The 25416-nt window shown below is 42.2% G+C and carries 23 protein-coding genes; 6 read left to right on the top strand and 17 right to left on the bottom strand.

Going from position 1 to position 25416, the window contains the following annotated elements; genetic code table 11:
• Positions 1-15 precede the first annotated feature (15 nt).
• From PZB74_RS12670 to PZB74_RS12660, 3 genes are all read right to left on the bottom strand, one after another.
• Complete coding sequence (locus PZB74_RS12670) at positions 16-654, bottom strand: CatB-related O-acetyltransferase (RefSeq protein ID WP_302236537.1); 639 nt, start codon at positions 652-654, stop codon at positions 16-18.
• 61 nt (positions 655-715) lie between these two features.
• Positions 716-1474 (bottom strand): glycine-rich domain-containing protein, encoded by a 759-nt coding sequence (locus PZB74_RS12665; protein WP_302236535.1) that lies wholly within the window; start codon positions 1472-1474, stop codon positions 716-718.
• A gap of 376 nt (positions 1475-1850) precedes the next feature.
• A complete protein-coding gene (locus tag PZB74_RS12660; RefSeq protein WP_302236533.1) occupies positions 1851-1994 on the bottom strand; it encodes a hypothetical protein in 144 nt (47 codons plus the stop codon).
• On the opposite strand from PZB74_RS12660, the gene PZB74_RS12655 reads away from it, so the two are divergent.
• The gene (locus PZB74_RS12655; protein ID WP_302236531.1) at positions 1993-2859 is read left to right on the top strand and encodes a DUF4437 domain-containing protein; all 867 of its coding nucleotides are present in this window, start codon (positions 1993-1995) and stop codon (positions 2857-2859) included. The two genes, PZB74_RS12660 and PZB74_RS12655, sit on opposite strands and share 2 nt — an antisense overlap.
• 248 nt (positions 2860-3107) lie before the next feature.
• Here PZB74_RS12655 and PZB74_RS12650 read toward each other — a convergent pair whose 3' ends face one another.
• From PZB74_RS12650 to PZB74_RS12640, 3 genes are all read right to left on the bottom strand, one after another.
• On the bottom strand, positions 3108-4196 hold the full coding sequence (locus PZB74_RS12650) for an endonuclease/exonuclease/phosphatase family protein (protein ID WP_302236530.1): 1089 nt from the start codon (positions 4194-4196) through the stop codon (positions 3108-3110).
• Positions 4197-4287: 91 nt separating this feature from the next.
• Positions 4288-5136: a carboxypeptidase-like regulatory domain-containing protein gene (locus PZB74_RS12645; RefSeq protein WP_302236528.1), complete on the bottom strand. Its 849-nt coding sequence runs from the start codon at positions 5134-5136 to the stop codon at positions 4288-4290.
• Between the two features lie 136 nt (positions 5137-5272).
• On the bottom strand, positions 5273-5719 hold the full coding sequence (locus PZB74_RS12640; protein ID WP_302236525.1) for a DinB family protein: 447 nt from the start codon (positions 5717-5719) through the stop codon (positions 5273-5275).
• A 297-nt stretch (positions 5720-6016) separates the two neighbouring features.
• Between PZB74_RS12640 and PZB74_RS12635 the strand changes: the two genes are divergently transcribed.
• Entirely contained in the window at positions 6017-7261 is a 1245-nt protein-coding gene (locus PZB74_RS12635) for a M14-type cytosolic carboxypeptidase (protein WP_302236524.1), read from the top strand.
• Between the two features lie 45 nt (positions 7262-7306).
• Here PZB74_RS12635 and PZB74_RS12630 read toward each other — a convergent pair whose 3' ends face one another.
• Entirely contained in the window at positions 7307-8725 is a 1419-nt protein-coding gene (locus PZB74_RS12630; RefSeq protein ID WP_302236523.1) for a Gfo/Idh/MocA family protein, read from the bottom strand.
• Positions 8726-9115: 390 nt separating this feature from the next.
• Here PZB74_RS12630 and PZB74_RS12625 point away from each other — a divergent pair, with 390 nt between their 5' ends.
• Positions 9116-9328, top strand: coding sequence for a hypothetical protein (locus tag PZB74_RS12625; RefSeq protein WP_302236521.1), 213 nt, complete (start codon positions 9116-9118; stop codon positions 9326-9328).
• A gap of 271 nt (positions 9329-9599) precedes the next feature.
• On the opposite strand, the gene PZB74_RS12620 is transcribed toward PZB74_RS12625, so the two are convergent.
• The 8 genes from PZB74_RS12620 to PZB74_RS12585 all read right to left on the bottom strand — a co-directional run bounded on the left by PZB74_RS12620 (position 9600) and on the right by PZB74_RS12585 (position 18287).
• On the bottom strand, positions 9600-10052 hold the full coding sequence (locus PZB74_RS12620; protein ID WP_302236520.1) for a hypothetical protein: 453 nt from the start codon (positions 10050-10052) through the stop codon (positions 9600-9602).
• A gap of 27 nt (positions 10053-10079) precedes the next feature.
• The gene (locus PZB74_RS12615) at positions 10080-10862 is read right to left on the bottom strand and encodes a TrkA C-terminal domain-containing protein (protein WP_302236518.1); all 783 of its coding nucleotides are present in this window, start codon (positions 10860-10862) and stop codon (positions 10080-10082) included.
• 232 nt (positions 10863-11094) lie between these two features.
• Positions 11095-11643, bottom strand: a complete 549-nt coding sequence (locus tag PZB74_RS12610) for a TetR/AcrR family transcriptional regulator (protein WP_302236515.1) — start codon at positions 11641-11643, stop codon at positions 11095-11097.
• A 65-nt stretch (positions 11644-11708) separates the two neighbouring features.
• On the bottom strand, positions 11709-11873 hold the full coding sequence (locus PZB74_RS12605) for a hypothetical protein (RefSeq protein WP_302236512.1): 165 nt from the start codon (positions 11871-11873) through the stop codon (positions 11709-11711).
• A gap of 58 nt (positions 11874-11931) precedes the next feature.
• Positions 11932-15066, bottom strand: a complete 3135-nt coding sequence (locus PZB74_RS12600; RefSeq protein ID WP_302236509.1) for an efflux RND transporter permease subunit — start codon at positions 15064-15066, stop codon at positions 11932-11934.
• Positions 15067-15088: 22 nt separating this feature from the next.
• Positions 15089-16159, bottom strand: coding sequence for an efflux RND transporter periplasmic adaptor subunit (locus PZB74_RS12595; RefSeq protein WP_302236506.1), 1071 nt, complete (start codon positions 16157-16159; stop codon positions 15089-15091).
• 39 nt (positions 16160-16198) lie between these two features.
• On the bottom strand, positions 16199-17524 hold the full coding sequence (locus PZB74_RS12590; protein WP_302236504.1) for a TolC family protein: 1326 nt from the start codon (positions 17522-17524) through the stop codon (positions 16199-16201).
• 127 nt (positions 17525-17651) lie between these two features.
• Positions 17652-18287, bottom strand: a complete 636-nt coding sequence (locus PZB74_RS12585) for a TetR/AcrR family transcriptional regulator (protein WP_302236502.1) — start codon at positions 18285-18287, stop codon at positions 17652-17654.
• A gap of 314 nt (positions 18288-18601) precedes the next feature.
• On the opposite strand from PZB74_RS12585, the gene PZB74_RS12580 reads away from it, so the two are divergent.
• Positions 18602-21622 carry a PVC-type heme-binding CxxCH protein gene (locus PZB74_RS12580; RefSeq protein ID WP_302236501.1) on the top strand — a complete coding sequence of 1007 codons (3021 nt, stop codon included), beginning with the start codon at positions 18602-18604 and terminating at the stop codon, positions 21620-21622.
• 77 nt (positions 21623-21699) lie between these two features.
• Entirely contained in the window at positions 21700-22296 is a 597-nt protein-coding gene (locus tag PZB74_RS12575; RefSeq protein ID WP_302236499.1) for a riboflavin synthase, read from the top strand.
• Here the strand turns inward: PZB74_RS12575 and PZB74_RS12570 are convergent.
• On the bottom strand, positions 22293-22895 hold the full coding sequence (locus tag PZB74_RS12570; RefSeq protein WP_302236497.1) for a phosphatase PAP2 family protein: 603 nt from the start codon (positions 22893-22895) through the stop codon (positions 22293-22295). The two genes, PZB74_RS12575 and PZB74_RS12570, sit on opposite strands and share 4 nt — an antisense overlap.
• Positions 22896-23051: 156 nt before the next feature.
• Entirely contained in the window at positions 23052-23954 is a 903-nt protein-coding gene (locus PZB74_RS12565) for a hypothetical protein (RefSeq protein WP_302236495.1), read from the bottom strand.
• A 465-nt stretch (positions 23955-24419) separates the two neighbouring features.
• On the opposite strand from PZB74_RS12565, the gene meaB reads away from it, so the two are divergent.
• Positions 24420-25415, top strand: a complete 996-nt coding sequence (meaB, locus tag PZB74_RS12560) for a methylmalonyl Co-A mutase-associated GTPase MeaB (protein ID WP_302236493.1) — start codon at positions 24420-24422, stop codon at positions 25413-25415.
• The last annotated feature ends 1 nt before the right edge of the window (position 25416 follow it).

Below are 25416 nucleotides of genomic sequence, written 5' to 3'. Positions count from 1 at the left end.
TGGTGTAATGGGTCATCAGGTCTCAGTAGCTTCTGCCAGCAAAAGATCTATATTATTGCCTGTTAAAAGCGGTAGTTTCGCTGTAATCTTTTCCGCTTCCCAGTCCCACCATTTAAGCTTGAGCAGCTTGGCTACTTGCTCTTCATTGAACCGCTTTCTGATTACCTCAGCAGGGTTGCCTCCCACTATCGCATATGGAGGTACATCTTTGGTAACAGTTGCGTTGGCAGCGATAATGGCTCCATCTCCTATCGTTACACCCGGCATAATACATGCTTTGTAGCCTATCCAGACATCGTTGCCTATAATTGTATCTCCTTTAGTAGGATATGTCTTTCCTTCCATAGCCTGCTCCCAGCCATGCCCGAATATAGCAAAAGGATAGCTGGATACTGACTGGCTCAGGTGATTGGCTCCATTCATAATGAAGCTAACATCTGAAGCAATCATACAAAACTTACCGATGATGAGCTTGTCACCTACAAAATCAAAATGATACCTGACATTCTTCTCAAAATTATGAACATCTTCAAAGTCATCATAATAGGTATAGTCTCCCACAATGATGTTAGGGTTTTTAATGATATTTTTTAAAAAGCATAGCCTATCGTAGTGGGCTAGCGGGAAGCAGGTGTTTGTATCCGGGCCGTTCATACTGGGTTAAATATCATGAATAACTATTTCTGAATAGTACGCTGGTATAAATATTTTACGGTCAATCTCCTCCCCCGCATCCGCTACATCCTGAACTACAGCCGTGGCTACTACAACCCGAATCATCACTAGAACAATCCCAAAAGCCTCCCCATGAACTATCACCCTCATTTGAACCACCATTTTTTCTACTCCTACTACCCTTCCCTCTTATCGTTCGGACCAACAGCATGATAAGAAGAAACACCAGCCCTAATGAGAACAGAGGTATAGGATTATCAGACTGTACAAATAAACCTACAACTAAAGCCGTAGCAATTGCAAAAAGATAGGAATAATTCAGATTTGATTTTCTGATAAGCCAGTATTCTGATAAATTAATTCTTTTAAAATTTAGCTGAGCGAACCTTTTATTTTTTTGTAACCAGACTTCTTCTGGAGGTTTTTCTCCAAACTCATCTTCATATGCCCTAAGCGTATTGGCATAGCAGCTGGAGTATTTACTTTTTTCTTCACTCCCTCCCTGGGTTGGATTATGATGAATCTGCTTTCCTAATGTATCCTCGCAGAAGGCTATCCAGTATGACTTTGTGTAAGTGAGGTGTAGGTGCCAGGCTTGATCTACCGCATCGCTAGGGGTTAGTTCTCCATAACCAACACAACACAAGTACATAAACTTTTTGTATTCCAGAATCACCTGCTGGCTAAATGCTAAACTCCAATTATTGTCGCGTGCTAATCGTTGCGAAAATGAAAACTCACAATCAGGATCATCTAATGTAAAGTTCTTAATGTTTGTCCAAAGTCTGCTATTCTTCATAATTAGCTATTTTACTATAAAGGGGAGTTTGGTGACTATTCCATGTAGATACTTTTGACCACCCAATCATTCCCCCTTTTTCAAAAGGGGGGGAAGGGGGATTAGTTTCGCAATCAAAGTTAAGAATACTGCGCCGTAGTAGATTAGCAAACTTCATTCCACCCAGCCCCCTTTGTTAAGGGGGAGTTTGGTGACTACTTCATTACAGAACTTTCCTCACACTCAATCATTCCCCTTTTTCAAAAGGGGGTAAGGGGGATTAGTTTCGTAATCAAAGTTAAGAATACTACGCCGTAGTAGATTGGTAAACTTCAATCCCCCCGCCCACCTTTGCTAAGGGGGAGTTTAGTTACTGCTCCAAACAGGGACATCCCTCCTACCCAAGCATTCCTCCTTTTTCAAAAGGGGAGACGAAAGAGGCTTCTAAACCTTTATCTATACAATATTTACCCCTACCGGTACAAGAAGCGTGAGAGGTGATATGATTATCTTCGTGATACAAACAGACAAGTATAATCATGATATTCAGAAACTTATTATTATCACTAATATTAGCAAGCATCGTATCCACTTGTGATCCTAACAAACAGTCCGATAATACGAGCGAGTCTCACAATATTACTGCTGTAAGCCATAGCCTGGTACTAGCCTCTGACATAAAATGGGAGCCTCTGAACCCCGCCCGTGGGGACCAAAGCCCCAGAGCAGGTACTTTGTGGGGAGATAGAAACGGATCAGAACCTACTGGTTTTCTGGTAAAGTTTGCTGAAGGGTTCAGTTCACCTCCACATATTCACAACATCACGTACAAAGGAGTCGTAATCCATGGACTCATCCACAATGATGACCCAACAGCAGAAAATATGTGGATGGCCTCAGGCTCTTTCTGGACCCAGCCTGCTGGTGAACCTCACATAACCGCAGCTAAAGCTGAAGAAAATATGGCTTTCATAGAAATTGAAAAAGGGCCATACCTTGTAAAACCTACCGATGAAGCATTTGACAAGGGAGAAAAACCTATTAATGTAGATGTATCCAATCTGGTTTGGGTAGATCTAGCTGTAAAGCACGCCACTAAGCAACCCGCAAAGGTAGCCTACCTTTGGAGCAAGGCTAAGGATGATCACTTAAATGGCTCCTTGCTTAAACTTCCTGCTGGTTTTAAAGGAGAGATACAGAGTTCAGACTCTACCTTTCGTGCTGTTGTCATCCAGGGACACCCATTGTATCGGGCTACTAAAAAGGAAAAAGCCGTTGCTCTGGAAGCTGGCAGTTACTTTAGTTCTGAGGGAGAGTTTGCACATCAGCTTAGCACGGAAAACGACGGAGAAAGTATCCTTTACATTCGTAGCAGAGGAAAGTTTGAGCTTGTTGAAGCACAATAGTACCAAAATCAGCTTTGCTCTCCCTTCCCACCCAAGCATTTACCCTTTTAAAAAGGAGGTAAGGGGGATTAGTTTCGCAAACGAAGTTGAAAATACTGACTATTACAGATTGGTAACTTTCAATCCCCCGCCCCCCTTTGCTAAGGGGGAGTTTAGTTACTACTCCATACAGGGATATCCCTCCTACCCAAGCATTCCCCCTTTTTGAAAAAGGGAGTAAGGGAGATTAGCTCCAGGCAAGCTTCAGGCTAAAGCACGTGTATTATTCCGGTGATAGGAAAATGATCGCTATATCCTTTGGGCGGTTTTACTCCTTTTTTGTCAAAATCAAAACGTACAGGACGTTTCTTCTGCCGGCTACTCATCTGACTGGGTCGGAAGATTTGAGTAGCTTCGCAATTAAATTTAAGCCCTTGCAGCCCATAATATAGTCCTCGCGAAATCATAAACTGATCCAGCATATTCATACTGTTGGTAGAGCCGCTATAATGCAATGTTCCAGTATCTGGTATAGATAAAAACGGCCACATACAGTTGAAAAGGTAAGCCTGCTCCCCAAAATATGAGCGTGGAGTAGGGGTGTTTTCCCGGTCGTTGGCTGAAGATCGGTCTGCTTTGATAGCTTCTTCCAGATGGTCGGTACCACTGCTTGCCTTCAGATAGTCCAGTATACTGCGGTCAAAAGGCTCATCGTTAAAGTCGCCCATTAGCAAGATATTTCGGTTCCAGTAGCGATTCAGCAACAGCAAGGTATCATCGGTATCTGCCATAGAAAGGTATGCCAGCCGGTCTACCTTCAGTTTTTCATCAATAAGCTGTCCTAAGTGGTTGGCTACCGTAATACGCAGGGGTTCACTCTCATAACGTCCCCGGCTACGGGAGGGCCAATGATTTACATAAACAATCAGTTCGCTATTGTTATGGTTGAGTCTGAGGGGTACTTCAAAAATATCTCTTGTAGGGTAGCGGTTAGTTACTTTAAGGGCCCGAGGAGGAGTTTCCGGATCCAGATGAAAAAGCTCCCTGTTATAGATTAATGAAACATCTATACCCCTGATGTCGGGACTTTCTACATGAGCAAGCTCATATCGGTCTATGTCCAGCTTTGCAATCAGGCGCTCCATCAGCGGTTTGTTTTCTACTTCGCATACCCCAAGTAAGTCAGGCATAGCACCATCATGCATTAAGCGTATGATTTGTGCCAGATTATTTAGTTTTGCTTCCACCACCTCTTCTGTCCAGCCCTCTTCGGCAGTGAAACCCAAATCTGCCGCAATTTCTGATAGCTGGGCATCAAACAGGTTCTGTAAGTTCCAAAAGGCCACCTTGATATCCATAAGCTAGTTTTTTTATGAAGTTAAGTCCATAGGAGCGGCATAGCAAGTAGAGAAAGTAGTAAAAAGATGAAGTTGCCGTTAAGTTTTGGGCCTACTCCGGACTGTTCCTTTTTTCTCCTTCAAATACCCCCTCTTTTAGCAACTTATCAAGAGCGTCGGCCTCTGTCTCAAAAGCTTGCAGATGCAGCACTATCTCTGCCATGAGGTCGTAATCATTCATATTCATCATTTTGAGAGGGTGAGGCATGTATTTGTCGGTAAAACGCTGCAAGTCGGGCTCGGTTAATGCCGCGGCAGTAAGTACCATAGCCCGATACCTTTCGGTCATCGCCTCTTTAAGAGACTGCTGACGCTTTTCTTCTTCTTCAATTTTAAGGATTTCTTCTAACTTCTTCTTTTGCTGAAACTCACTACTGAAGAGGTTAGCTAGCGCGGTAAGGCCTCCTTCCAGATTAGCCCCATGCATCCCTCCTATAGTACTTACGGCAGGCCGGTCTTCCGGCTCTTGGTCTTCAAACAGGGGCTTGCCCTTTGGCCTTCTTAAATCTACTGTAGTATCATACTCGCGACGAATGTATTTACTCAAATCCTGATAATCTTTAAAGCGGACTTCTTCGAGCACGGTTACCTGTGGCTTCATTCGGATGATCAGCTTGCGAAGGCTTTCTTCAGTACTATCTGACGGTACAATTAGGTAGGGTTTATAGCCAACACTACTAAAAACTACAGAATCGTCGGGGTTAACTCTTAACCTGAACCGTCCATCGGCTTCAGTAACCCCTCCTAAACCACTATTTGTAATTCTTACGTGTACCGAAGGTAGTACTTGCAGGCTATCCGCATCCAGCACGATACCTTCCAGCAGCACTCGTTCCTCTTGCTGTGCTACAGCCAGCAAAGGAATAACAAAAAGCACTGCACACAGGAGCCATCTAATCATAAAGGACGAAGGTATTTGCCGTTTGTCTACTAAACGCCTAAAGGTAGTTTTTTTGTTGTAAGCCCTACAAATTAATTAATATCCGGCGCTTTTATCCAGTCTTAGACCCGGACTGTGTTTAAAAGTTTAATAAAGACTAGCTTTTTAATGCCTGCTCTATCTGCCTGAGGTGGTTATAATTATGTTCTGCTACCTTGTCAAACTCATCTTTGAGGGTACGCAGACCGGTATTGCTATGTATAAACTCATTAGCGCCTTTGTTTTCGTAATGCTGCTCTGCCAGGTAGATGATGCAGTCTCTCACCGAAGCATACACGTTTTTGCTTAATGCTAAAGGAAAATGATGGTAGTCTAGAGCGTTAGCCCAGGCATCAGGATTAAAAGCCCAGATTACCTGTTTAGGTTCAGAGATGACTCTTCGTATGCGGTCGTAAAGTACTGTTTCTGTATCTGCCAGATGTACCAGTATCTGACGCACTGTCCATTTGCCTTCGCCGTAGTTTTTGCTCAGTTCAATTTCCGGAAGTTCATAATAAGTTAATGTCTGTTCCCTGGTTTTAAGCAGATGCTCTCGTATATCCATAGCTTTTTTTAAGAAATATACTAAGTTTTAAAGCTTTTGTTAGCCATGTTTCAGAAGAGCAAGCACAAGTATGGCTTTTATTAATATTTGAATAAGAGAAGGGTACCTAGCTTGCCTGTTGCTTTAAGAGATGCTGAGATGAAACAAAAAGTAGAAAGTTTTTTTAGCCAGTATAAGCCTGAGCTTCGTCTTGAAATGATGAATAAAACTACGGTATAAGTTTTACCTTCTGCTTTTGTTTATTTATCGGTATCTTTTCTATCTAATAGTTAAAGCCTCTAACCCGATATTAATTTTATGATCAAGCAGCCCGTTTTTTATTGCTTAATACTGCTATTTATTTTTCAACAAGCCTGTCAGCCTCATAAAAATAGCGAGGAAGGTGGGGCGGCACCCATCACTTTTCATAGCAATTTTGAGGGAGGTAGTCTGGGAGAGGTAGAGGAGATAGCCCCACTGCACTATGCCTGTGCTGTAGAGGGTGAGTCTGACTGGGAAGAGCGTAACCGACAAGCTAGCTGGTATTATTTTATGGTAAAAGGGGCAAAAGGAAAAGCGCTTACGATAGACCTGACTCAATTGGTGGGAGAATATAACTATAAATATGGTGCTCATGCTATCACCGAACATACCAGGCCTCTGATCAGCTATGATCAGGAAGTTTGGCAGCACCTAGACGATCGGGCAGTCAGCTGGGATGAGGCGCAAAAAGAGCTAAGGCTCCAGATAAAACCGAAAGCAGACAGTATTTGGATTGCTCACCAGCCACCATACACTAATCAAAGGTTAAAAAGTCTGCTTTCCGAATATCAGGATCATTCACAATTATCAATCAGTAATATAGGAGAAAGTGTTGAGGGAAGAGACTTACAGCTACTCACTATTACTGATACAGATGTGCCGCAAGACAAGAAAAAGGTAATTTGGTTGATGGCACGGCAGCACTCCTGGGAGGCAGGTACCTCCTGGGTAATGGAAGGGGCCTTTAGGTATTTGCTAGACTCTGCTGAAGAACATCAGCTAGGCAGAGCATATGTGTTTAAAATTATGCCAATGGCGGATCCTGATGGTGTAGCCAGGGGTGGCGTGCGCTTTAACTCACACGGGCACGACCTTAACCGAAACTGGGACCTGGTAAAACCGGACGAGATGCCGGAGATATATGCTCAAAAAACAGAGATTGTAAACTGGCTACTTTCAGGAAAAAGTATTGACCTTTTTCTGACACTGCACAATACAGAAGCGGCCGACTATATACAGGGACCACAAGTAGAAACAGGTCAAAAGCTATGGCAATATATGGTGGACCACAGTTCTTTTAAAGCCGATGAAGGTATTCGGAAGATGCCGGAAAGCACTACGGCTGGCAAGAGAGGTCGCATGACGGTCAATCAGGCACTATGGGCAGAGCAAAAGGTAGCAGCCTACCTGATGGAACTCAAAGTAGAAGAAGCGGACAAGATCGGCAGAAGAAGGAATGTAGAGGAGTGGCTGACACTAGGGCCAAAGATTATACAGGCAATGGTTTCAGCGACAGAATAAAGCCCATGAGCAAACTACTCATGGGCTTCAGCTTCTCTTTATTATTTAAGCCATCTCCCAGCCTTCACGAACGGGCTCTTTGATAAACTTATCAGCTTCGGGCAGACCTTTAGCTTTCATGTTTTCTGCATCCCAATAAATTTTCTCTCCCCCCATACGCAAAGAAAGCACACCAAGTAGGGTTATCTCAGTAAGGCGTGCGCCATACTCAAAATTAGAGCTGGCAGGTTTACCTCCTTTAATGGCATCTACCCAATCTCTGAAGTGTCCATTTGAGCGAGGGATAGTTTGCTTGGGAACTTTGATAGAGGCACGCAGTTTTTCGGGGAATACCTGCGGCGCACGATTACCTCCATCATTAATAATAATCCCTTTTTCGCCTACAAACATAGAAGCACGGCTCGGATACTTGTAGTCTTTTGGTAAGGCTTCGTGCAAATCGGGACGAAGACCGCCAGAGTACCAGGTAAGCTTTAATGGCTTCTGATCTCCTTGCTTTTTAAACTCATAATAGCCTATTTCTCCATAGGGTGCTATATCTTCATTGCTAAAACCAGCAGGAAAGATCTGCACGCTCTCCGGAGCTTTTAGGTTAAACGCCCAGGTGGCTGCATCCATATCGTGGCAACCAAAATCGCCTAGTGCTCCACAGCCATACATCCAGAAGTCGCGCCAGGTGACAGGTACATAGTGCTCATGAAAAGCCTGAGGCTTGCGAGGCCCCTGCCAAAGATCCCAATCAAAATTGATAGGCAGTGTAGATTTGCCGCTTGGCAAGCCATTTAAGCCAGGAATCCATCGGCCTGCCGGTACCCAGCAATGTGCCTCTTTTACCTCACCAATAACGCCCGCCCGCAGGTATTCTACTGTTTCGCGAATACCATCGGCACTGTGGCCGCTATTACCCATTTGGGTAGCCAGCTTCGTTTCTTTAGCAACTTTTTGTACTTCGCGAGCTTCCCAGATGTTATGAGTCAGGGGTTTTTCGCAGTACACATGTTTACCAGCACGCATTGCCTGTAACGAAATATAGGCATGAGAGTGGTCAGGGGTAGAACATACAATCGCATCCAATGCAGATTCTTTATCCAGCATTTCGCGGAAGTCAGTGTACTCGGCTACTTTAAAGTTAGGGGTTTTGCCTTCGTAGTGTTCTTCTATCATTTCTACGGTAGGGCCTCTACCCGCCTCTGAGCGATAATAGAAGTCTGCCAGGTTCCAGTAGTAAGCAGGGTCTGCGACAGCAGTTACCTGCACATCGTCCAGCTTAAGAAACTCCGAAGTATTACGTTTACCTTTTCCTCCAGCTCCGATGATGCCAACATTTACCTTGTCACTGGGTGCGACGAAGTTTTTACCACCCAATACGTGGCGGGGCATGATCATGAAACCGGCAGCAGACATAGCTGCGCCTTTAACAAAGTTTCTGCGAGAAGTGTCTTTCTGTGGGCTATCCTTCTTCATGTATTAGATTTAGGTTAGGTTACAAGCTATAGAATTGAACGCTTAAGATAATGAGTTTATTCAAATTGACCGAAAGGTAACGTACCAAATTCATTTAAAGTGCTTATTTTAATTCTAAGCGGTTCTCATAACTTATGGAAGAGATGGAAGGTATACGCAAAAACCTGCGCCAGTTAAGAAGTCTCATAAGCGATCAATATTAAGCACTTGCACTCATATTTAAATTCAATACTTAATACTAATAGACTATATACTAGTACATTATTTTATGAGTATATATTATCTTTTATTAGCGCTTTTTTACCTGTATTTATTATCGTTTACTGGAAAAATTCGTAGTTTATCCATATAGTATTATTTGAATTTATCCCATAATCTAATTTTTTAAACATGGCTGATACTAAATTTCCCGTGGCCTATTTTTTTCAGAAAAGCCACAAACTGACAGAAAGAAAAAAAGTTGTTGAGGAGTACTCAAAACGATTTGATACCCAACTATTTGAACTCAATGGACACGAGCATGATCCTAAAATCAAATATCTCATGCGCTCCGAAGAAGCACTTGAGAAAGCCGATGGGGTATTAATTGGTGATAATGTATAAACTCTACAGCTAAAACCTATAGTAGTTAAGCTAACCAAAAACTAATACTACAACCTCGTCATACATAGTGATAGGAAATAGTACAAGAAATTAAAACCTCCTGTTTTAGTGAAGAGAATTATTCTCACCTAAATCAGGAGGTTTTTCTGTGTCTTAAATATGTCTAGAGTAAACTATGGTACTTTTAATCAATAGATATTCTCTTACCTAATTGTTATCATACAGCTTGCAAAAATCTTAAACCATTCACTCTAACCAAACTTAACAAACATTAAGCGGTTTCTTTTACCTGCTGCTTTTTCTTTTGTGAGGCAATGTATCGTGGGATAACTATGGCTGCAATACCTCCGGCAATAAAGTGCATGGGGAGGGTCAAGCCATAAAATCCTTCCGGTACTTCTTCTCTGTTTGGAAATACAGGTACTGCCATTGACCCCATACTGCAAATGGTCAGGAATATGGTCATGATTACAAAAATGACAGTGGCCTTATTCGTATTATTGTCTAAAGCTTGATAAACCAGACCTGCCAGCACTAAGGGTACAATAGAAGCCAATGTTACAGTTAATACATTAACTACTACTTTAAATTCTACTCCAGTGATTGCTGAATAAGATAGATGGTAAATATTGTTGACCACTGCGGCGATAAGCCCTGCCAATAAACCTGCGATAAGATATTTACTAATTGGCAAACGATTCGTTCTACTATTTGTATTTTCCATAAAAAAATTAGTTTTCATTAAAAAAAATTAGTCTGCTTCAGCCATTGCAGGTTCCTGTTCAGCTTGCTGTTGCTCTGCCTTCTTATTTTCTGCTATTGCTTTTCGCCTGTCAATAGCTCCGGCGCGCCCTCTTTTTCTTTCGCTAAGCTGTTTTAGCGCAGCTTCGCGACCATACATAATAAGGGTATCACCTTCACGAATTATAGTTTCTCCATTGGGCAAACCCACATAGGTACCATCCATGCGCTCTACCCCAATCAGGTTAAGCCCTTCCTGCCTAAGGTTAAGTTGCTTTAAGCTTCTGTTAGTCATCCAATGCTCATTATCTACATACATTTCCGTAATTTCATATTCTCCGGAAAGATGAAGTATACCGGCATAATCTCTCACTTTAATATCGGTATATTTATTTAGCAGATGATTGATCAGGCGAGAAAGCACCTTATCTACCCACTTGCTTTTGGATAACCCCCAGAGTAATGCCAGTCCGCCAATTAGAGCACCTATTTTTCTAAGCCACTCAATGGCACCAGAATCGCTACCAATAAAAGTGAGCACCAGCGTAGCAAGCACCGATACTATACCCACATTGCCTAATAGCATTAAGAGCATAATAATGCGCCTGCGCACAGGGTGAGAGACGATGCGCTCAGCCTCTCGGGTAGCATAACCCACTCCCGTAAATGCCGAACGTGCCTGAAATTTGGCAGTTTGTTCAGATAAACCGGTATGCACCAGTGCCATGGTAGCAAAACGCGTTACCAGCACAGATATTGACACAATTACAATCAGCGTAAGTACAGACGTCATATATTCCTAGCCATTAATAGCCTATCGTAGTATTGTATATTTGGTATATTGTTTAAATCCACAGATATACAAACAGGCTCCGACTAGTATAACTAAGAGGTTATAGCTGATTGTTTGGTTTCATTAAAACGAAAATTACATGGATGCAGAACAAAGCAGCTGGAATAGATTAATACAGAAAAAAAAGGGGAATTATACTTATAGCATTTTATCTATAAGTAGAGTAATAAACCTATGGGGCAACGCAGCGGCAATAATACGGTATAACCACCTCTTTCATTTTTTGGGGTGTAATAGGATATTGCTCCTGAGTGATGCACCTTCCAATAATGGTAATGAACGCACGGAGCAGCACCTCTATTTTTTGGCGCTTTTCTCCATCCTCTACTTCCTGAGCGATTAATAAGGCAAGTTCTTCTTTTTTGGTATCGGCCCAGGCTTTTAATGGAATACGGTTCAGAAATTCGTGAACAAGGGCGGGGGAATATTCAAACATGCGCTGCCCCATTAATTGTAATGTCCGACACCAGAAGTCGGCAAAGCTGGAATTTTTCTCTTTAAGATTTATACACTCATTTTTTAGTTCTTCGGCATCCCAGTCCAGCGAATGCATCATCAGCGTTTCTTTATTTTTAAAAAAGAGATAAAGTGTTTTTTTGGAGATACCTGCCTCCGCAGCTACCATATCCATAGTGGTATGTCCCAGACCATTTTGTTTGATTAAACGTAGGCTCGTTTGTAGTATAAGCACTTTTTTGTCCTGTAAGTCTGGGCTGTGCATGGTCAAAAGGCTTTGGGGGTATAAAGAGAAAGGCCATCAGTGTGTTACTAATGGCCCTATTTGGATTAACTTGCTTGTCTTGTAGTGGTAAAATTTCTTTTCAGTTTTTTCCCCAGGTTAGTGTGTCCATTCTGCTCATGCAGATAGCGGTTAAAGTTTTCCTGGGCAATAGTCCAGCCATGTTCATACTGCATAGCAGTTTCTGATTTAATTTGATATACGTCTATCATAGTTTAATTATAATTTTGAATACAGGTGACTCGTATACGAGTCACCATTTAACATGTTTTAAGAAACGCTCTTCAGCTTCTTCTCTTTCACTTCCTTTTTAGAGGTTAGCCCAGATATTTTGGCCTTAACCCAGTCTACAAAGTCATATGTAACTGGCACAACATAGATGGTAAGCACCAGCGACGATATAAGTCCTCCGATTATTACCCACGCCATTGCATTCTTCCATTCGGCACCAGCTCCACCAGCCAGCGCAATAGGAAGCATACCAATTACCATTGCCAAAGTAGTCATTAAGATAGGGCGTAAACGCTCTTTACCAGCTCTGATTACAGCTTCGCGTGTAGCAAGTCCCTCTTCTTTGAGCTGACCGGTAAAGTCTACAATCAGAATAGCATTCTTAGCCACCAGACCGAGTAGCATAATCACACCCAGTATGGCAAACACACTCATGGTTGACATAGAAAGTGCCAGCGCCAGGAATGAACCAATTAATGCCACCGGGATAGAGAATAACACGACAAACGGGTAGATAAAGTTGTCATATAAAGCTACCAATATGAGATAAATCAAGATTAATGAAATACCAAAGGCAGCTCCTAATGCACCAAAGCTCTCGTTCTGTTGCTTAATATCTCCTCCCCATACATAATCTACTCCCTGCATAAAGTCAGCATTAAGCATTTTGGCTTCTATATTTTGGGCTAGAGTACCCGAAGGAACGCCCAGCGCATAGGAAGTAACAGTAACTGAAGGGCGACGATCTTTACGCTCCAACACAGAAGGCCCGCTAGACTGGCTTACAGAAGCAAATTGTGAGAGCTTAACAGATTCTCCTCTATTGTTTACAAACAGAATATTTTTAACATCTTCAGGGTTCTGGCGGTTAAACTCATCCAGTTGGATACGTATTTCATACTCATAATCTCCATCACGAAACTCACTATCATCGTTTCCACTAAAGGCATTCTGTAGCGTAGCTCCAACCATGGCTATATTAAGCCCCAGTTCCGACATTTTATCTCGGTCAATTTCTACAGATACTTCTGGCTTTCCGGTCTCTACAGATACATTGACATCATTAGCGCCTGGAGTACGTTCAATTAGTTCCTTCAGTTTTTCTCCGCTCTCTACCAACTTATCATAATCGCCTCCACTCAGGGTAAGCTCAATAGGGGCACTACCAGACTGTACCATACCGTTTACTGCCGCACCAACTTCTACCCCACTAAACTGCTCACGTACATCTTCCATCACACCAATCATAAACTGCTCAGTACTTAAATTACGGTCTGCTTTGTCTACCAGCTTAACTGTAAGCTCGGACATATAAGGGTTACCCAAACCAGTACTTCCAACACCTACACTAGGTCCACCTACGTTGGCTAGTACCGATACAACTTCTTCTTTATCCAGTAGCCACTGCTCTACTTCGTAAGTAGCCAGGTTGTTGCTACGTACAGAAGTACTCTTATCATACTCCAGAGTAAGCGTAAATTCGCCTTTGTCACCGGAAGAAAACTGCTCCTGACCAACGATACCCAGACTACCTACCCAAGCTGTAAAGCCAAAGAGTAAAATAACTACCGCTACCACTACCCACTTGCGGCTAAGCGTCCACTTTAGTGTATTTTCATAAAAATCATTAAGGTTGCTTAGCCCTTTCTCAAACTTGATTAATACCCACTGAAGCGGGTTTTTAGGGTTGAGATGGGTTAGCTTAGAGAAACGTGACATCAGCCATGGTATAAGTGTAAAAGACACTAGTAAACTAAAGAGCGTGGCAATGGCTACTGTCCATGAGAATTGGCGAAATATATCTGCAATCAATGATTCTACCATTGTTACTGGTATAAACACAATTACAATTACCAGGGTAATGGAAAGTGCCGTAAGCCCTATTTCTTTAGTACCATCCAGAACTGCTTTGAATGGCTTTTTGCCCATCTCCATATGTCGGTAAATATTTTCCAGTACCACGATAGAGTCATCTACCAGAATACCAATTACCAGTGACATGGCTAGTAGGGTCATCAGGTTAAATGTGTAACCCATCATATACATAAAGGCGACAGTAGAAATAAGAGAGACTGGTATCGCAATCATAACAATGAGGGCGTTTCTGAAACTGTGCAGGAAGAACAGCATAACCACCGCAACCAGAATAATAGCGATAACCAAGTCATGAAGTACAGCCTCTACCGCTTCCAGCGTAAATTCAGACTCATCCTGAGCTATATTAAATTTAAGATTGCTATCCGCATAATGTTCCTCTATTTCTACCAGTTGGTCACGTATAGCTTCACTTACATCTACAGTGTTCGCGTCATTCTGCTTTTGTACTCTAAGGGCAATAGCATTTACGCCATTCAAACGAGCGATGCTTTCGGTCTCTTTGGCACCATCTGTTACTTCTGCCACATCACGCACTCTAATCTGGCTCCCCCCTTCTCCGGCGACCACAATCTGATTTCTGATTTGCTCCAGATCGGTAAATTTACCCGCGAGCCTTACAGTAATTTCATCTCCTTCATTCTTTACACTACCCGTAGGAAACTCCATATTGGCCTGGTTGATGGCCTGGCTCACTTGCAGAAGGGAAACTCCATAATACTCTAGTTTACCTGGGTCTACTGCCACTTTTATTTCGCGCTCTTCGCCACCCAGCAGGCTAACTTCGGCTACACCTTCTATCTGCTGTAGCTGGGGTACAATCTGGTCTTCCATCTCATTATAAAATACCTTACTACTTAGGCTGGAAGTTGCACTAATCTGCATTATAGGAAGGTCGCTTGGCGATACTTTTGAAATAGAAGGTGTTTCAGCATCTTCTGGTAGCTCGCTCAATACATTGTTGATGTTACGTTGTGCCTCTTCTACTCTTTGGTCTATATCTGTACCTGCTTCAAAGTTTACAATTACCAAAGAAGCACTTTCCAGAGATTTTGAGGTAATATCGTCTATACTCTCAAGGTCCGCTACAGCATCCTCTATTTCACGGGTTACGCTATTTTCTACCTCGCTGGGAGATGCTCCCGGGTAGATAGTTGTAATTGTGATAGTAGGTGCAGAAACGTCAGGAATTAATTGATAGCCTATGTTAGGGAAGGCCAACACCCCTGCCAGTACTGTTACCAGGAACAGCACCACAATTAGCGTAGGGCGTTTTACGGATATTTCTGAAATACTCATAAATTCTTTTGTTTGGATGGGTTTAGCGGATCACGACTTCGGTGCTGTCGCTCAAGTTAATTTGTCCGTTTACTACTACCTGATCGTTGATCTGCAGGCCGGAAATCACTTCAAGCTCTTCGCCAGAGGTTGATCCAATTACTACGGGCTGCTTGTAGGCTACTCCATCATTCACTTTGTACACACTTGCGTTTTGGGTTGAGCCTACCAGCGCTTCACGAGGTATCACCATAGTCTCTGTCTGGTTATCACTCTCAAACTGCAAGCTACCGTACATTCCTGCTCTCAGAGGATATTCCTCAGAATTTTCTACAGTAATATGTACCGGAAAATTGTGCGCTTTATCTCCTTTGGCACCTACCATACTAATGGTACCTTCATACTTTGCAGATGGATGTACGTCTGTTACTACTGTAACTTTTTGCCCTTCGCGGAAGGCTAAAAGGTCCGCCTCCGGAACCTGTACAATAAGTTTGAGTTTAGATAATTCTACCAAATGAGCCAAAGGCATACCGGGAGAAACTACTGTACCTTTTTCGAACATTTTTTTGGTAACTACTCCACTAAAAGGGGCGGTAACTGCTGTCTGGCTAATTTGCTTTTTCAATACTTTTACCTGACTTTCTGCACGGGCCAACCTGAGTTGGGCATTGTCTAACTGTACCTTAGCTACCGCATCATTATTGGTTAGGTTCTGATACCTCTTTACCGACTGCTGTGCGTCTTTTAGTTCTGCTTCTGCCGCTATAAGCTGATAACGAAGCTGGTCATCATCAACTTTTGCGATTAGCGCACCCTGTTTTACACTCTGCCCTTCGCTAATAGCTTCTCTTACAACTTCGCCCTGGGCCTGTACTTTTACATCCAGTTCACGATTGGGCTCAAATGTACCAAGCAAACGCTTAGACTGCGATAATACTTTTTTGCTTACCTTTTCTACCTGCACAGGAGTGCGGCGAGAGAAGTCTCTTTCATATACACGCCCTTCTACTGCTTCTTTATTGTCCATCAGTGAGGTGTAGGTCCATGCGCCGAGTACAATCAGTACGACTCCGGCTATCACGAATCTCCAAACTTTGGTATTGGTTTTCATATGTGTTCTGCTTAAATGGTTCTTTACTTGATATGTTGATTATTCTATTAGATTTCCGGTAGCTTGTTTGATCTCCAGTTCAGCCAGTTTAAGTTTTACCCAGGCGGTAAGGTAGTCTGTCTGTGCCTGGCGTAATTCGTTTTCTGAGTCAATGACATCACTTACTCCACTAAGCCCTTCTTTGTACTGAAGCTGCATATTTTCATATACCTTCTCGGCCAGAGCCAGCGCTCTTTTTTGTATGCTTACTGCCTGCTGCTGAGTTTCCAGGCTTGCCACAGCATTGGCAATTTCATTTTCTACCTGTTGTTCCAGTAAGGCAATCTGGTCGCGAGTCTGGCTTTGCTGAATTTGCTTTTGCATACGTTGCGAACGTTTGCTGAGACCATCAAAAAGAGGTACTGACAATTGTAACCCTACATAACTTACCGGAAACATCTCATAATAATCTTTATCAAACTCTCCAAAACCGGTTTGGCCATAAACGCCAGTAGCATATAGAGAAGGGAGGTAGCCAGCCATAATCTGCTTTTCTTCCAGCCTCTGTACTTCAAGCTGTTTTTCTGCCAGGGCTACATCAGTACGCGTTACGCTATCTGCCAATACCAGAGTTTCTTCGTCCTGTACATGAATGGCAGTATCAATAACGAACTCTTCGGTCATGGGTGTGTTTGTCATCAACTTCAGTCCGTTGATCAGTTGCTGATAGCTCACTTTAAGGTTAGCCATTTGATTAGACAGATTGGCCTGGTTCAGTTGAAGACGCTCCACATCCGTACTTTTAGCAAGATCATTTTGTCTCAGTAAATCAGTAATTTTAACCAGTCGCTCTATAGACTTTATATTCTGATTTAACAGCTTAATCTGCTGGGCTACTGACTGAGCCTGGTAATAGGTGCTAGACACTCCGTACACTACATCTTCTTTTGACTGCTGCAATTGTAGCTCAGCTATATCCTGCCCAGTTTGAGCGGCTTTAATTCCTACTGGCAGCTGAGGGTTATAAATTACCTGCTGAAGCTGAGCGCTTATATTGGTTTGATGTGGCAAACCAAACGAAAGAGGAATGTATTCTGGTCCTCCATCCCCTCCAAGCCCTAGCGCTGCTGCCGGTGCTACCTGGGTAGGAATATCAAAATAATATTGATGCTGAGCATTTAGATTAATATTAGGCAGGAAGTTGTTTTTAACTTCTCTTACCTGCTCTGCAAATAAGTTTTGGTTTTGCTGGCTGATCTTCAGGCTCAGGTTTCTCTCTAGAGCTTTATCCAGCACCTGTTCTAAAGTATAGCTGTCTGCAGATTGCGCCCATACCGGGATCGTCATAACAGCTAATAGCACAGTTGGTAAGTATTTTTTAAACATGAGGGTTAAATTTCTTTTTTAAACATGTGTTTAAACGAGAGCTACACATGCGGGTTTTGGATTGATCAACTTTTTTAAATATTATTTTTAAACAGCTGTTTAATTAGGAAATAAAAAAAATTTCCAGCTATTCCTGGGTATTTTTTAGATAAGCCATAATCATATCCGGAACGATATCTTTTTGCTCATCCATAAATTTCTTAAAACTTACGTCATCCATCTGGTGTACGTGCTTAAAAACAGGAGCTCCCAGAAAAGGCATTACAATCTGAGCAACTACCATATGTTCAAAATGCATGGGGTCTATAGTACGGATATTTCCTTTTTCAGCTTCTTTTTTAAGTTGCTGGGCTAATACAGACTCATTAAACTTTCTCATCTTTTTATCCATAATGTGCACACAAAACTCAGAGTTGTTACGACATTCACTCATAATAAAAAATGGCAAATCAGGATTATTTTCCAGATGCTCTATCAATTGAGATACATAAGCTTTAATTCTGGTATGCAAAGGAATATCTTGTGCATTAAGCGTCTCGCTGATAGCAGAGGCATACTCTTCAAAATTTTCACTAAGAATAGATTCATAAAGGCGTTCTTTACTTCTGAAGTAATAATTTAAAAGTGCAATATTTACTCCCGCCTCTTCAGCTACATCCCGAATTTTGGTACCAGCATAACCACGCTCTGTAAACAGGCGCTTTGCTACCTGGCGTATTTTCTGTTCGGTATTATCTTCTTCAGTTTGAATATGTTCAGCCATAACTATATACTGTGTCTTAAAATCATCAATATAAGATTCCCTGTTCTATTAAACAGAGTAACTTAAACTACTAAAAATCTAGTTCTGCACTCCTACAAAATTAGACTTTTCTTATTAACGACCATAACTTTAAATAAGTTTTTTAAACACGTGTTTAATTTTTTTTTAAATACTGTCATCGTAATAGATACATCCCCAAAGAATCTGAATTTTCAGGAGATTAGATGTTCGCCCATTGTCGGTAGCTATTGATTCATAGAGGCTAAATCCATAAATTATTCATTATTACTACTACGCTACACACACTAAGCCTTATGAAGAATGTATCGCCCTTTTTTTTGTTGGTAGGCCTTGCCGCCTGCCAGCAAAACACCTTGGATTTTGCCGTAAATCCAGAAGAATTAAGCAGCAATTTTGAAATTATGGAAGGCTTTCGCATAGAACTTGTAGCAGCAGAACCTTTGGTAGCAGACCCTGTAGCTATGGAGGTGGATGAGTTTGGGCGAATGTATGTGGTAGAGATGCATGGCTATCCGCTGGATATAGCCGGCAGCGGTAAGGTAAAATTGCTGGAAGATACCGACAATGATGGTTTACCCGACAAAAGTACGGTATTTGCGGATAGTCTTATACTTCCTACTGGCATCATGCGCTGGAAGAAAGGCGTACTTGTTACTGACGCCCCCAATGTATGGTATCTGGAAGATAGTGATAACGATGGGAAGGCTGATCTTAAAGAAAAAATACTTACCGGATTTGCCCGCTCCAACCCGCAGCATAACCTGAATACACCTATCTACGGTCTGGACAACTGGATTTACCTGGCCCACGAAAGTACTGTTTCTACTAAATTTTTCCATGATAAATTTGGTGGTGAGGGAGAGGAGGTCAGGTTTGACGACAGGCCGGAAATTAAACTTCCTACCAATGCTAATGGTAGAAATGTAAGGTTTAAACCAGATACCTACGAGTTGGAAGCACTCTCTGGAGAGACTCAGTTTGGGCTTAGTTTTGATAGCTGGGGTCATATGCTGATGACCAGCAATGCCACCCACCTATTTCATGAAGTACTCGCAGCAGCCTACGTACAGCGCAACCCTAATCTGGCTATCCCTGAAGTTAGTCAATACCTTCCCACTTACGGTTATGGTGTAGAAATTTTTCCAATCACCAAAAACCCTGAACATCAACTACTTACCGATGTAGGTACTATAACTTCTTCCTGTGGTGTCAATTGGTATCAGGCTGATCTTTTTCCCGAAGCATTTAAAAAGGTGGCATTTGTTGCAGAGCCGGTACACAACCTGGTACATGCTGATGTGCTTAGCGACGATGGTGCTACTTTTACGGCTGATCGCTTATTAGAAAACTCGGAGTTTCTGGCATCTACGGATAGCTGGTTTCGTCCAGTCAATTTTTATCAGGGACCTGATGGCGCACTTTATCTTATAGACTACTATCGCAAAATTATTGAACATCCCGAGTGGATGGCAGAAGAAGTAAACGAGTCTGGTGAACTTTATGAAGGCACCCAACAGGGTAGAATTTATAGAATTGTGCCTGAGGGCGCAGCAAAAATGTCATTTTTAGATAATATCAATTTAGGTAATGAGACTAATGCAGCATTGGTAGAAAAGCTAGCGCACCCCAACCTATGGTGGCGCAGACACGCCCAGCGCCTTCTGGTTGATCGCCAGGCTAGCGAGCAGGTAAACCTACTCCAGCAGATGCTAAAAAATCATGAGATGGCGGAAGGCAGGCTGCATGCCCTCTGGACTTTAGAAGGGCTGAATGCACTGGACGACGAACATCTATTAATAGCTTTGCAGGATGAAGAAGCCGGGCTAAGGGAAAACGCTATCAAAATTTCAGAAAGATATCTGCAGCAATCATCAGCAGTAAAAGATGCTTTATACCAGTTGATAAATGATGAAAATGCTAAAGTACGCTTTCAGCTAATATGCACACTGGGCGCTATTCAGGAACCTAAAGCCCAACAACTTAACTGGCAATTGCTAAAAAAAGACCTTCATGACGAGTGGGTACAATATGCTGCATTAAGCTCTGCTCATCAGCAAGAAGCGAAATGGTTAGACTTGGCTCTGGCTGATCTTACTGAAGAACAGGAAGAAATAGCCGCTCCCCTATTCAGCAAAATAGCAAGCATGATCGGACATTCTGGAAATACCCAAGCCATAGAAAAGTTGATTGATAGGGCCACAGCAAAAGATCAGGAACTTCAGTGGTGGCAGGCAGCCTCTCTAACAGGGTTAGCACATACTGTTTCGCCACATGATGTCTCTCCCAGTCTGTACCGTAAGTTGATTACCCTGGTTAAGCCTGCAACCAGCCCTCAGCTTAGATCAGCAGCTTTACGTTTAATTGCTGCGCTGGATAGTCCTAAAGATGAAACCCAACTGAGTTCTACAGTACTAATGGCTTTAGATGCTATTTCAGACCAAAAGGCAGACCCTTACTGGCGTATGGACGCCATACAGCTGTTGGCAAGTACTGCGCCGGAACGCTACTGGAAACAACTACTGCAACTACTACAACCACAAGAGCCCGTGCTGGTACAAAAAGCAGCCATTCAAAGCTTACAACACACCTATGATTTGGCTCCCTGCACATTTGTATTGGAAAAATGGCCAAGCCTTACCCCTGAACTTAGAGATGAAGCAATCAATGTATTTGCCAATAGCGATGAACGTATGCTATTACTACTCCAGGCAGTGGAAAAAGAACAGGTAAGCCCTGCTACTATCGGTTGGAGAAGAAGCGTAGAACTGATGAACCATGACACCGAGGCTGTAAGGGTTAAAGCTCGTAGCTTATTGGCCGACAGTAAGCCTGATGAAGCTCAGGTACTCAAAAACTATCGGCAGGCACTTACTTTGGAAGGTAACGCAAAAAGAGGGTTAAATATTTTTAGTGAAAGTTGCGCTCGCTGTCATCAGTTTGGGGGACAACTTGGTACCAGTATAGGTCCGGACTTGTCTGCAGTAAGAAACAGAAGTAAAGAAGCCATTATGCAAGATATACTGATGCCTAATAAATCTATTGCCGACGGCTTTGAGTTTTGGCAGATCAGGCTCAGTAGCGACAAGCAGTTCTCTGGTATCATCAGTTCAGAATCTGTAAGTGCTCTAAACCTGACAGACTTAAGTGCCAATGAGCATACCATACAACGCAATGACATTGCGGAGATCAAAGACATTGGAGTTTCTGCTATGCCTTCTGGCCTGGAAAATCAGATTGATAAGCAGCAAATGGCCGATCTGCTGGAGTTTCTAAAAACACATCCTTCGGCTATTTTTCAGGCAGCAAGCCGGTAGAAAAGAGCAATTTTCTCTTTTAGTTTCCGAACTTCCAGGCTTATTGTTTAGGTTTACATGTCTAAACCTCATGAATTATGTTTACCGGAATAATAGAAGCTATAGGCGAAGTTGTTGATATTGTAGAAGAAGGCAGCAATCAGCACTTTGAAATTAGTAGCCACCTCACTCCTGAACTTAAAATAGATCAGAGCGTATGCCACAATGGCGTATGCCTTACGGTTACTTCTCTAACCGATGAAACCTACAAGGTAACTGCCATTGACGAAACTCTGAAAAGAAGTAACCTTGGTGCATTACAAAAGGGAAGTAAGGTAAATCTTGAGCGTTGTATGCCTGCACACGGAAGGTTTGATGGCCACATTGTGCAGGGTCATGTAGACCTGACGGCTAAATGTACACAGATACAGGAAGAAGAAGGAAGCTGGCTTTTTGACTTTGTTTATGAAACCAATAACCCGGAATACCTGACAGTAGAAAAAGGCTCAATTACAATTAATGGAGTTAGCCTTACCTGTTTTAACTCTACTGATAATTCTTTTCGGGTAGCCATTATCCCTTATACTTATGAGCACACCAATTTTCATCAATTAACAGTTGGTGCTGAGGTCAACCTTGAGTTTGATGTCATTGGCAAATACATTAGTAAGGTAATTGCTCGCCAACGCTCTTAGCTGGCATTTTGCTCTAGGTATTTGGAAGAAATAGGTGTACCCGCTAAGCGGTTGGTCAGCCATAGGTGCAGTTGCACTACCAGCCAACCGCAGAGCATTCCTCCTACTGCGCCAACAGTTATGTCTGCGGGGTAATGTACGCCTACATACACACGACTATATGCTACGATTGTGGCCCATAAAAAGCCCCAGACAAACCACCGGCTCCAATCTTTAAGCAATAACCAGAGTGCGGTAGCTAAAGCAAATGTGGTAGAAGCATGAGAAGAAGCAAAGCCAAAACGTCCTCCACAGCCTGCTACTATATTAATAATAGAGCTAATATCTGGCTCATGGCAGGGTCTTAGCCTTCCAAAATAGGGTTTCATAAAGCCAGAGGTGAGTTGGTCTGCCAGACCTACAGCAGCTACTACCGACACCATGATCAGTGCGCCTTTCCATTTATATTTAATTACTACAATGGCAATGAGCAGTGCGTAAACCGGAAACCATGTGTATTTGTAGGTAATCCAGTACATAAGCACATCCAGCCATTCGGTATGCAGTCCGTTCAGGAATAAGAAAAGTTGACGGTCAAGTTCTTCTATTTTTTCCAGCATAAGTACTCCCTCTCTATCAAAAATTTAGATGTCGCAAGTTATGACATGTCTGAAAAAAAACACGCGAATGTCTAAAAAACGCTCTTAGAAGGAAACAGCTATTCCATAAAAAAAAAGCCGCATGTAGCGGCTCTATAAATTAAATTCATATAATCTTTAGTTGGCAAGTCCATTCCTAAAAATAAACTGGTCATAAGCTACCTGAAATGCCTCTACCTCTGGTGCCAGAGAAATAGCATACTCATAATTGGTAAGCGCATCGGCTAACAGATTATTTTGTTCGTAGAAAGAGGCAAGAATAAGTTTATCCAGGGCTGACTGCTGATCTGTAATTTCAAGTTTTAGCTCTTTGAGTTCCTGTGCAATTGGCGCTGCTTCTTCTGCGGTTAGGTGCTTCATCCCATAATCATTAGACTGCTGATCTTTAAATTCTGTGCTGTTTACAGAAACTATGATCATACGCTCTTTAGAGATTTTATCTTCATTGAAATTAAGTATGGCTTTAGTATCCTCTACCTCTTTCACCATGAGCACTTCGTTAAACATATTTTTAAGCTTCACTTCATACTTTTCACCTACCGGGGCCACATTTTTCCAGCGGAGTATTACTTCATCGTTAAAAACATCTACGGAATTAGGCAATAATACTTTTACTCTTTTCTGTTCAAGAGCCCGCTCAGCAGGGTTTGCTTTGGCAGAGCCGTTTTTAAGGTTTTGCACATACAGGTCTGCGTATTTGCTGGCTACTGAAAGCTTGTTTTGTCTAATCTTGCTGGCTAGGTGACCAGCCTCATAAGTACCTTTCTTATCCAGGGCCAGGGTATGCCCATTAGTATGCACCAAACCCAGATAAGCATTATCCTCTACTTTTAACACATCGCTGGCAAGCAATGCCTGCCCCAATTCAACTGCCTGCCACTCCTCACCTTTCTTAAACATCACCTCTCCATCCAGAGCAAGTACCTGAAATACCTGCTCCTGAGCATAAAGAAACTGATTGCTTGCCAGAAACAAGCTCATAATAAAAGCGGCATTCAGCAATACTCTGTTGATCTTCATAATTTTTTCCTTCGTAAGAATGAGCTATGTATGTATTTTATAAAAAGTTGAACTAAGGTCAGTTTTTTTTGAAGCCTCTTCAAAGTGATATGACGTGAAAAGTTACAATCGTAACTTCAGCTTTGGAAGCCTACTCTTGCTCAACCTTTTTGGTACTTATCAAATATACACAAAATTAAATATTTATAATTATAATTTAAAATATGCACTATTGGGAACCCCTTATTGCTTGAAAATTCTTCAAAAAATACAATTAACAAGATAGCTTTTTACTACATATTGAATATTTGAGGGTTTTGGAGGTGCCTGATGCTCCTTAAAAAGTAAAGAATTTTATGCTTGAAGTACTAAAACTCACAATTGTATTCTCTACTTTCCTTAAATCATAGCTATTCCTTATTGTGCTATAATTAGTAGCTTTATCTGTTAAAATGACCTTTTTTATTACTTCTACATCACTTAAAAATGCTTAGAAAGCGGCTTAGCTTACAGGAATATATTGATGGAATTAAGTGTGGAAAACGCTTTATACTTAGCCGGGCGATAACTTTAATGGAAAGCAGCCTGGACTCTGACCAGAAGCTTGCTGCTGATGTGCTGGAGGCTCTCCTTCCCTATAGTGGAAACTCTATAAGAGTGGGTATTACCGGAGTACCAGGTGTAGGCAAAAGTACATTTATTAATGCTATTGGCCCTTATTTGATTGAGCAGGGACACCGATTGGCGGTACTATCCATAGATCCGAGCAGTGAAATTAGCAGAGGAAGTATTTTAGGTGATAAAACCAGAATGTCTGAGTTGTCGCTAAACCCTTCGGCTTTTATCAGACCCTCTTCTACCGGAAATAATTTGGGAGGTGTAGCTCAAAAAACCAGGGAGAGTATGCTCCTATGCGAAGCAGCTGGCTATGATGTTATTTTTATTGAAACGGTAGGAGTAGGACAATCCGAAACGCTGGTACACCAAATGGTAGATTGTTTTCTTTTACTTATGCTTGCTGGTGCAGGCGATGAGCTTCAGGGTATAAAAAGAGGAATAATGGAAATGACAGATATATTGGTAATCCACAAAGCGGATGGAGAAAATACACCTTTAGCAATGAAGGCTAAAAAAGAGTATGAAAACGCGCTGCATCTGTTTCCTAAACCCGAAAGTGAGGTGCTCCCCAGAGTACTTAGCTGCTCTTCCATAGAAAAAAAAGGCCTGGACAAAATATGGAAAGCAATAATCCATTATCAGCAAAAGACACAGCAGAACGGATTTTTTCAGCAGCAAAGAGAAAAACAGCGACTACAGTGGCTACACGATGCACTTGGGCAGCAACTAAAACAGCTGTTTTTTCAACATCCTAAAATACAGCATGAACTTGCGCAGCTAGAGCAGGAGGTATTGCTTGGCCACGCTTCTCCTACCAAAGTGGCACGCGCGCTCATACAAGCATTTACAACACCCCCTTCTTAAG

The sequence above is a fragment of the Porifericola rhodea genome, assembly GCF_030506305.1.
GTDB classification, from domain to species: Bacteria; Bacteroidota; Bacteroidia; order Cytophagales; family Cyclobacteriaceae; genus Catalinimonas; species Catalinimonas rhodea.
Note: the sequence above shows the minus strand (reverse complement) of the source record. Positions and strands in the feature narration are given on the sequence as shown.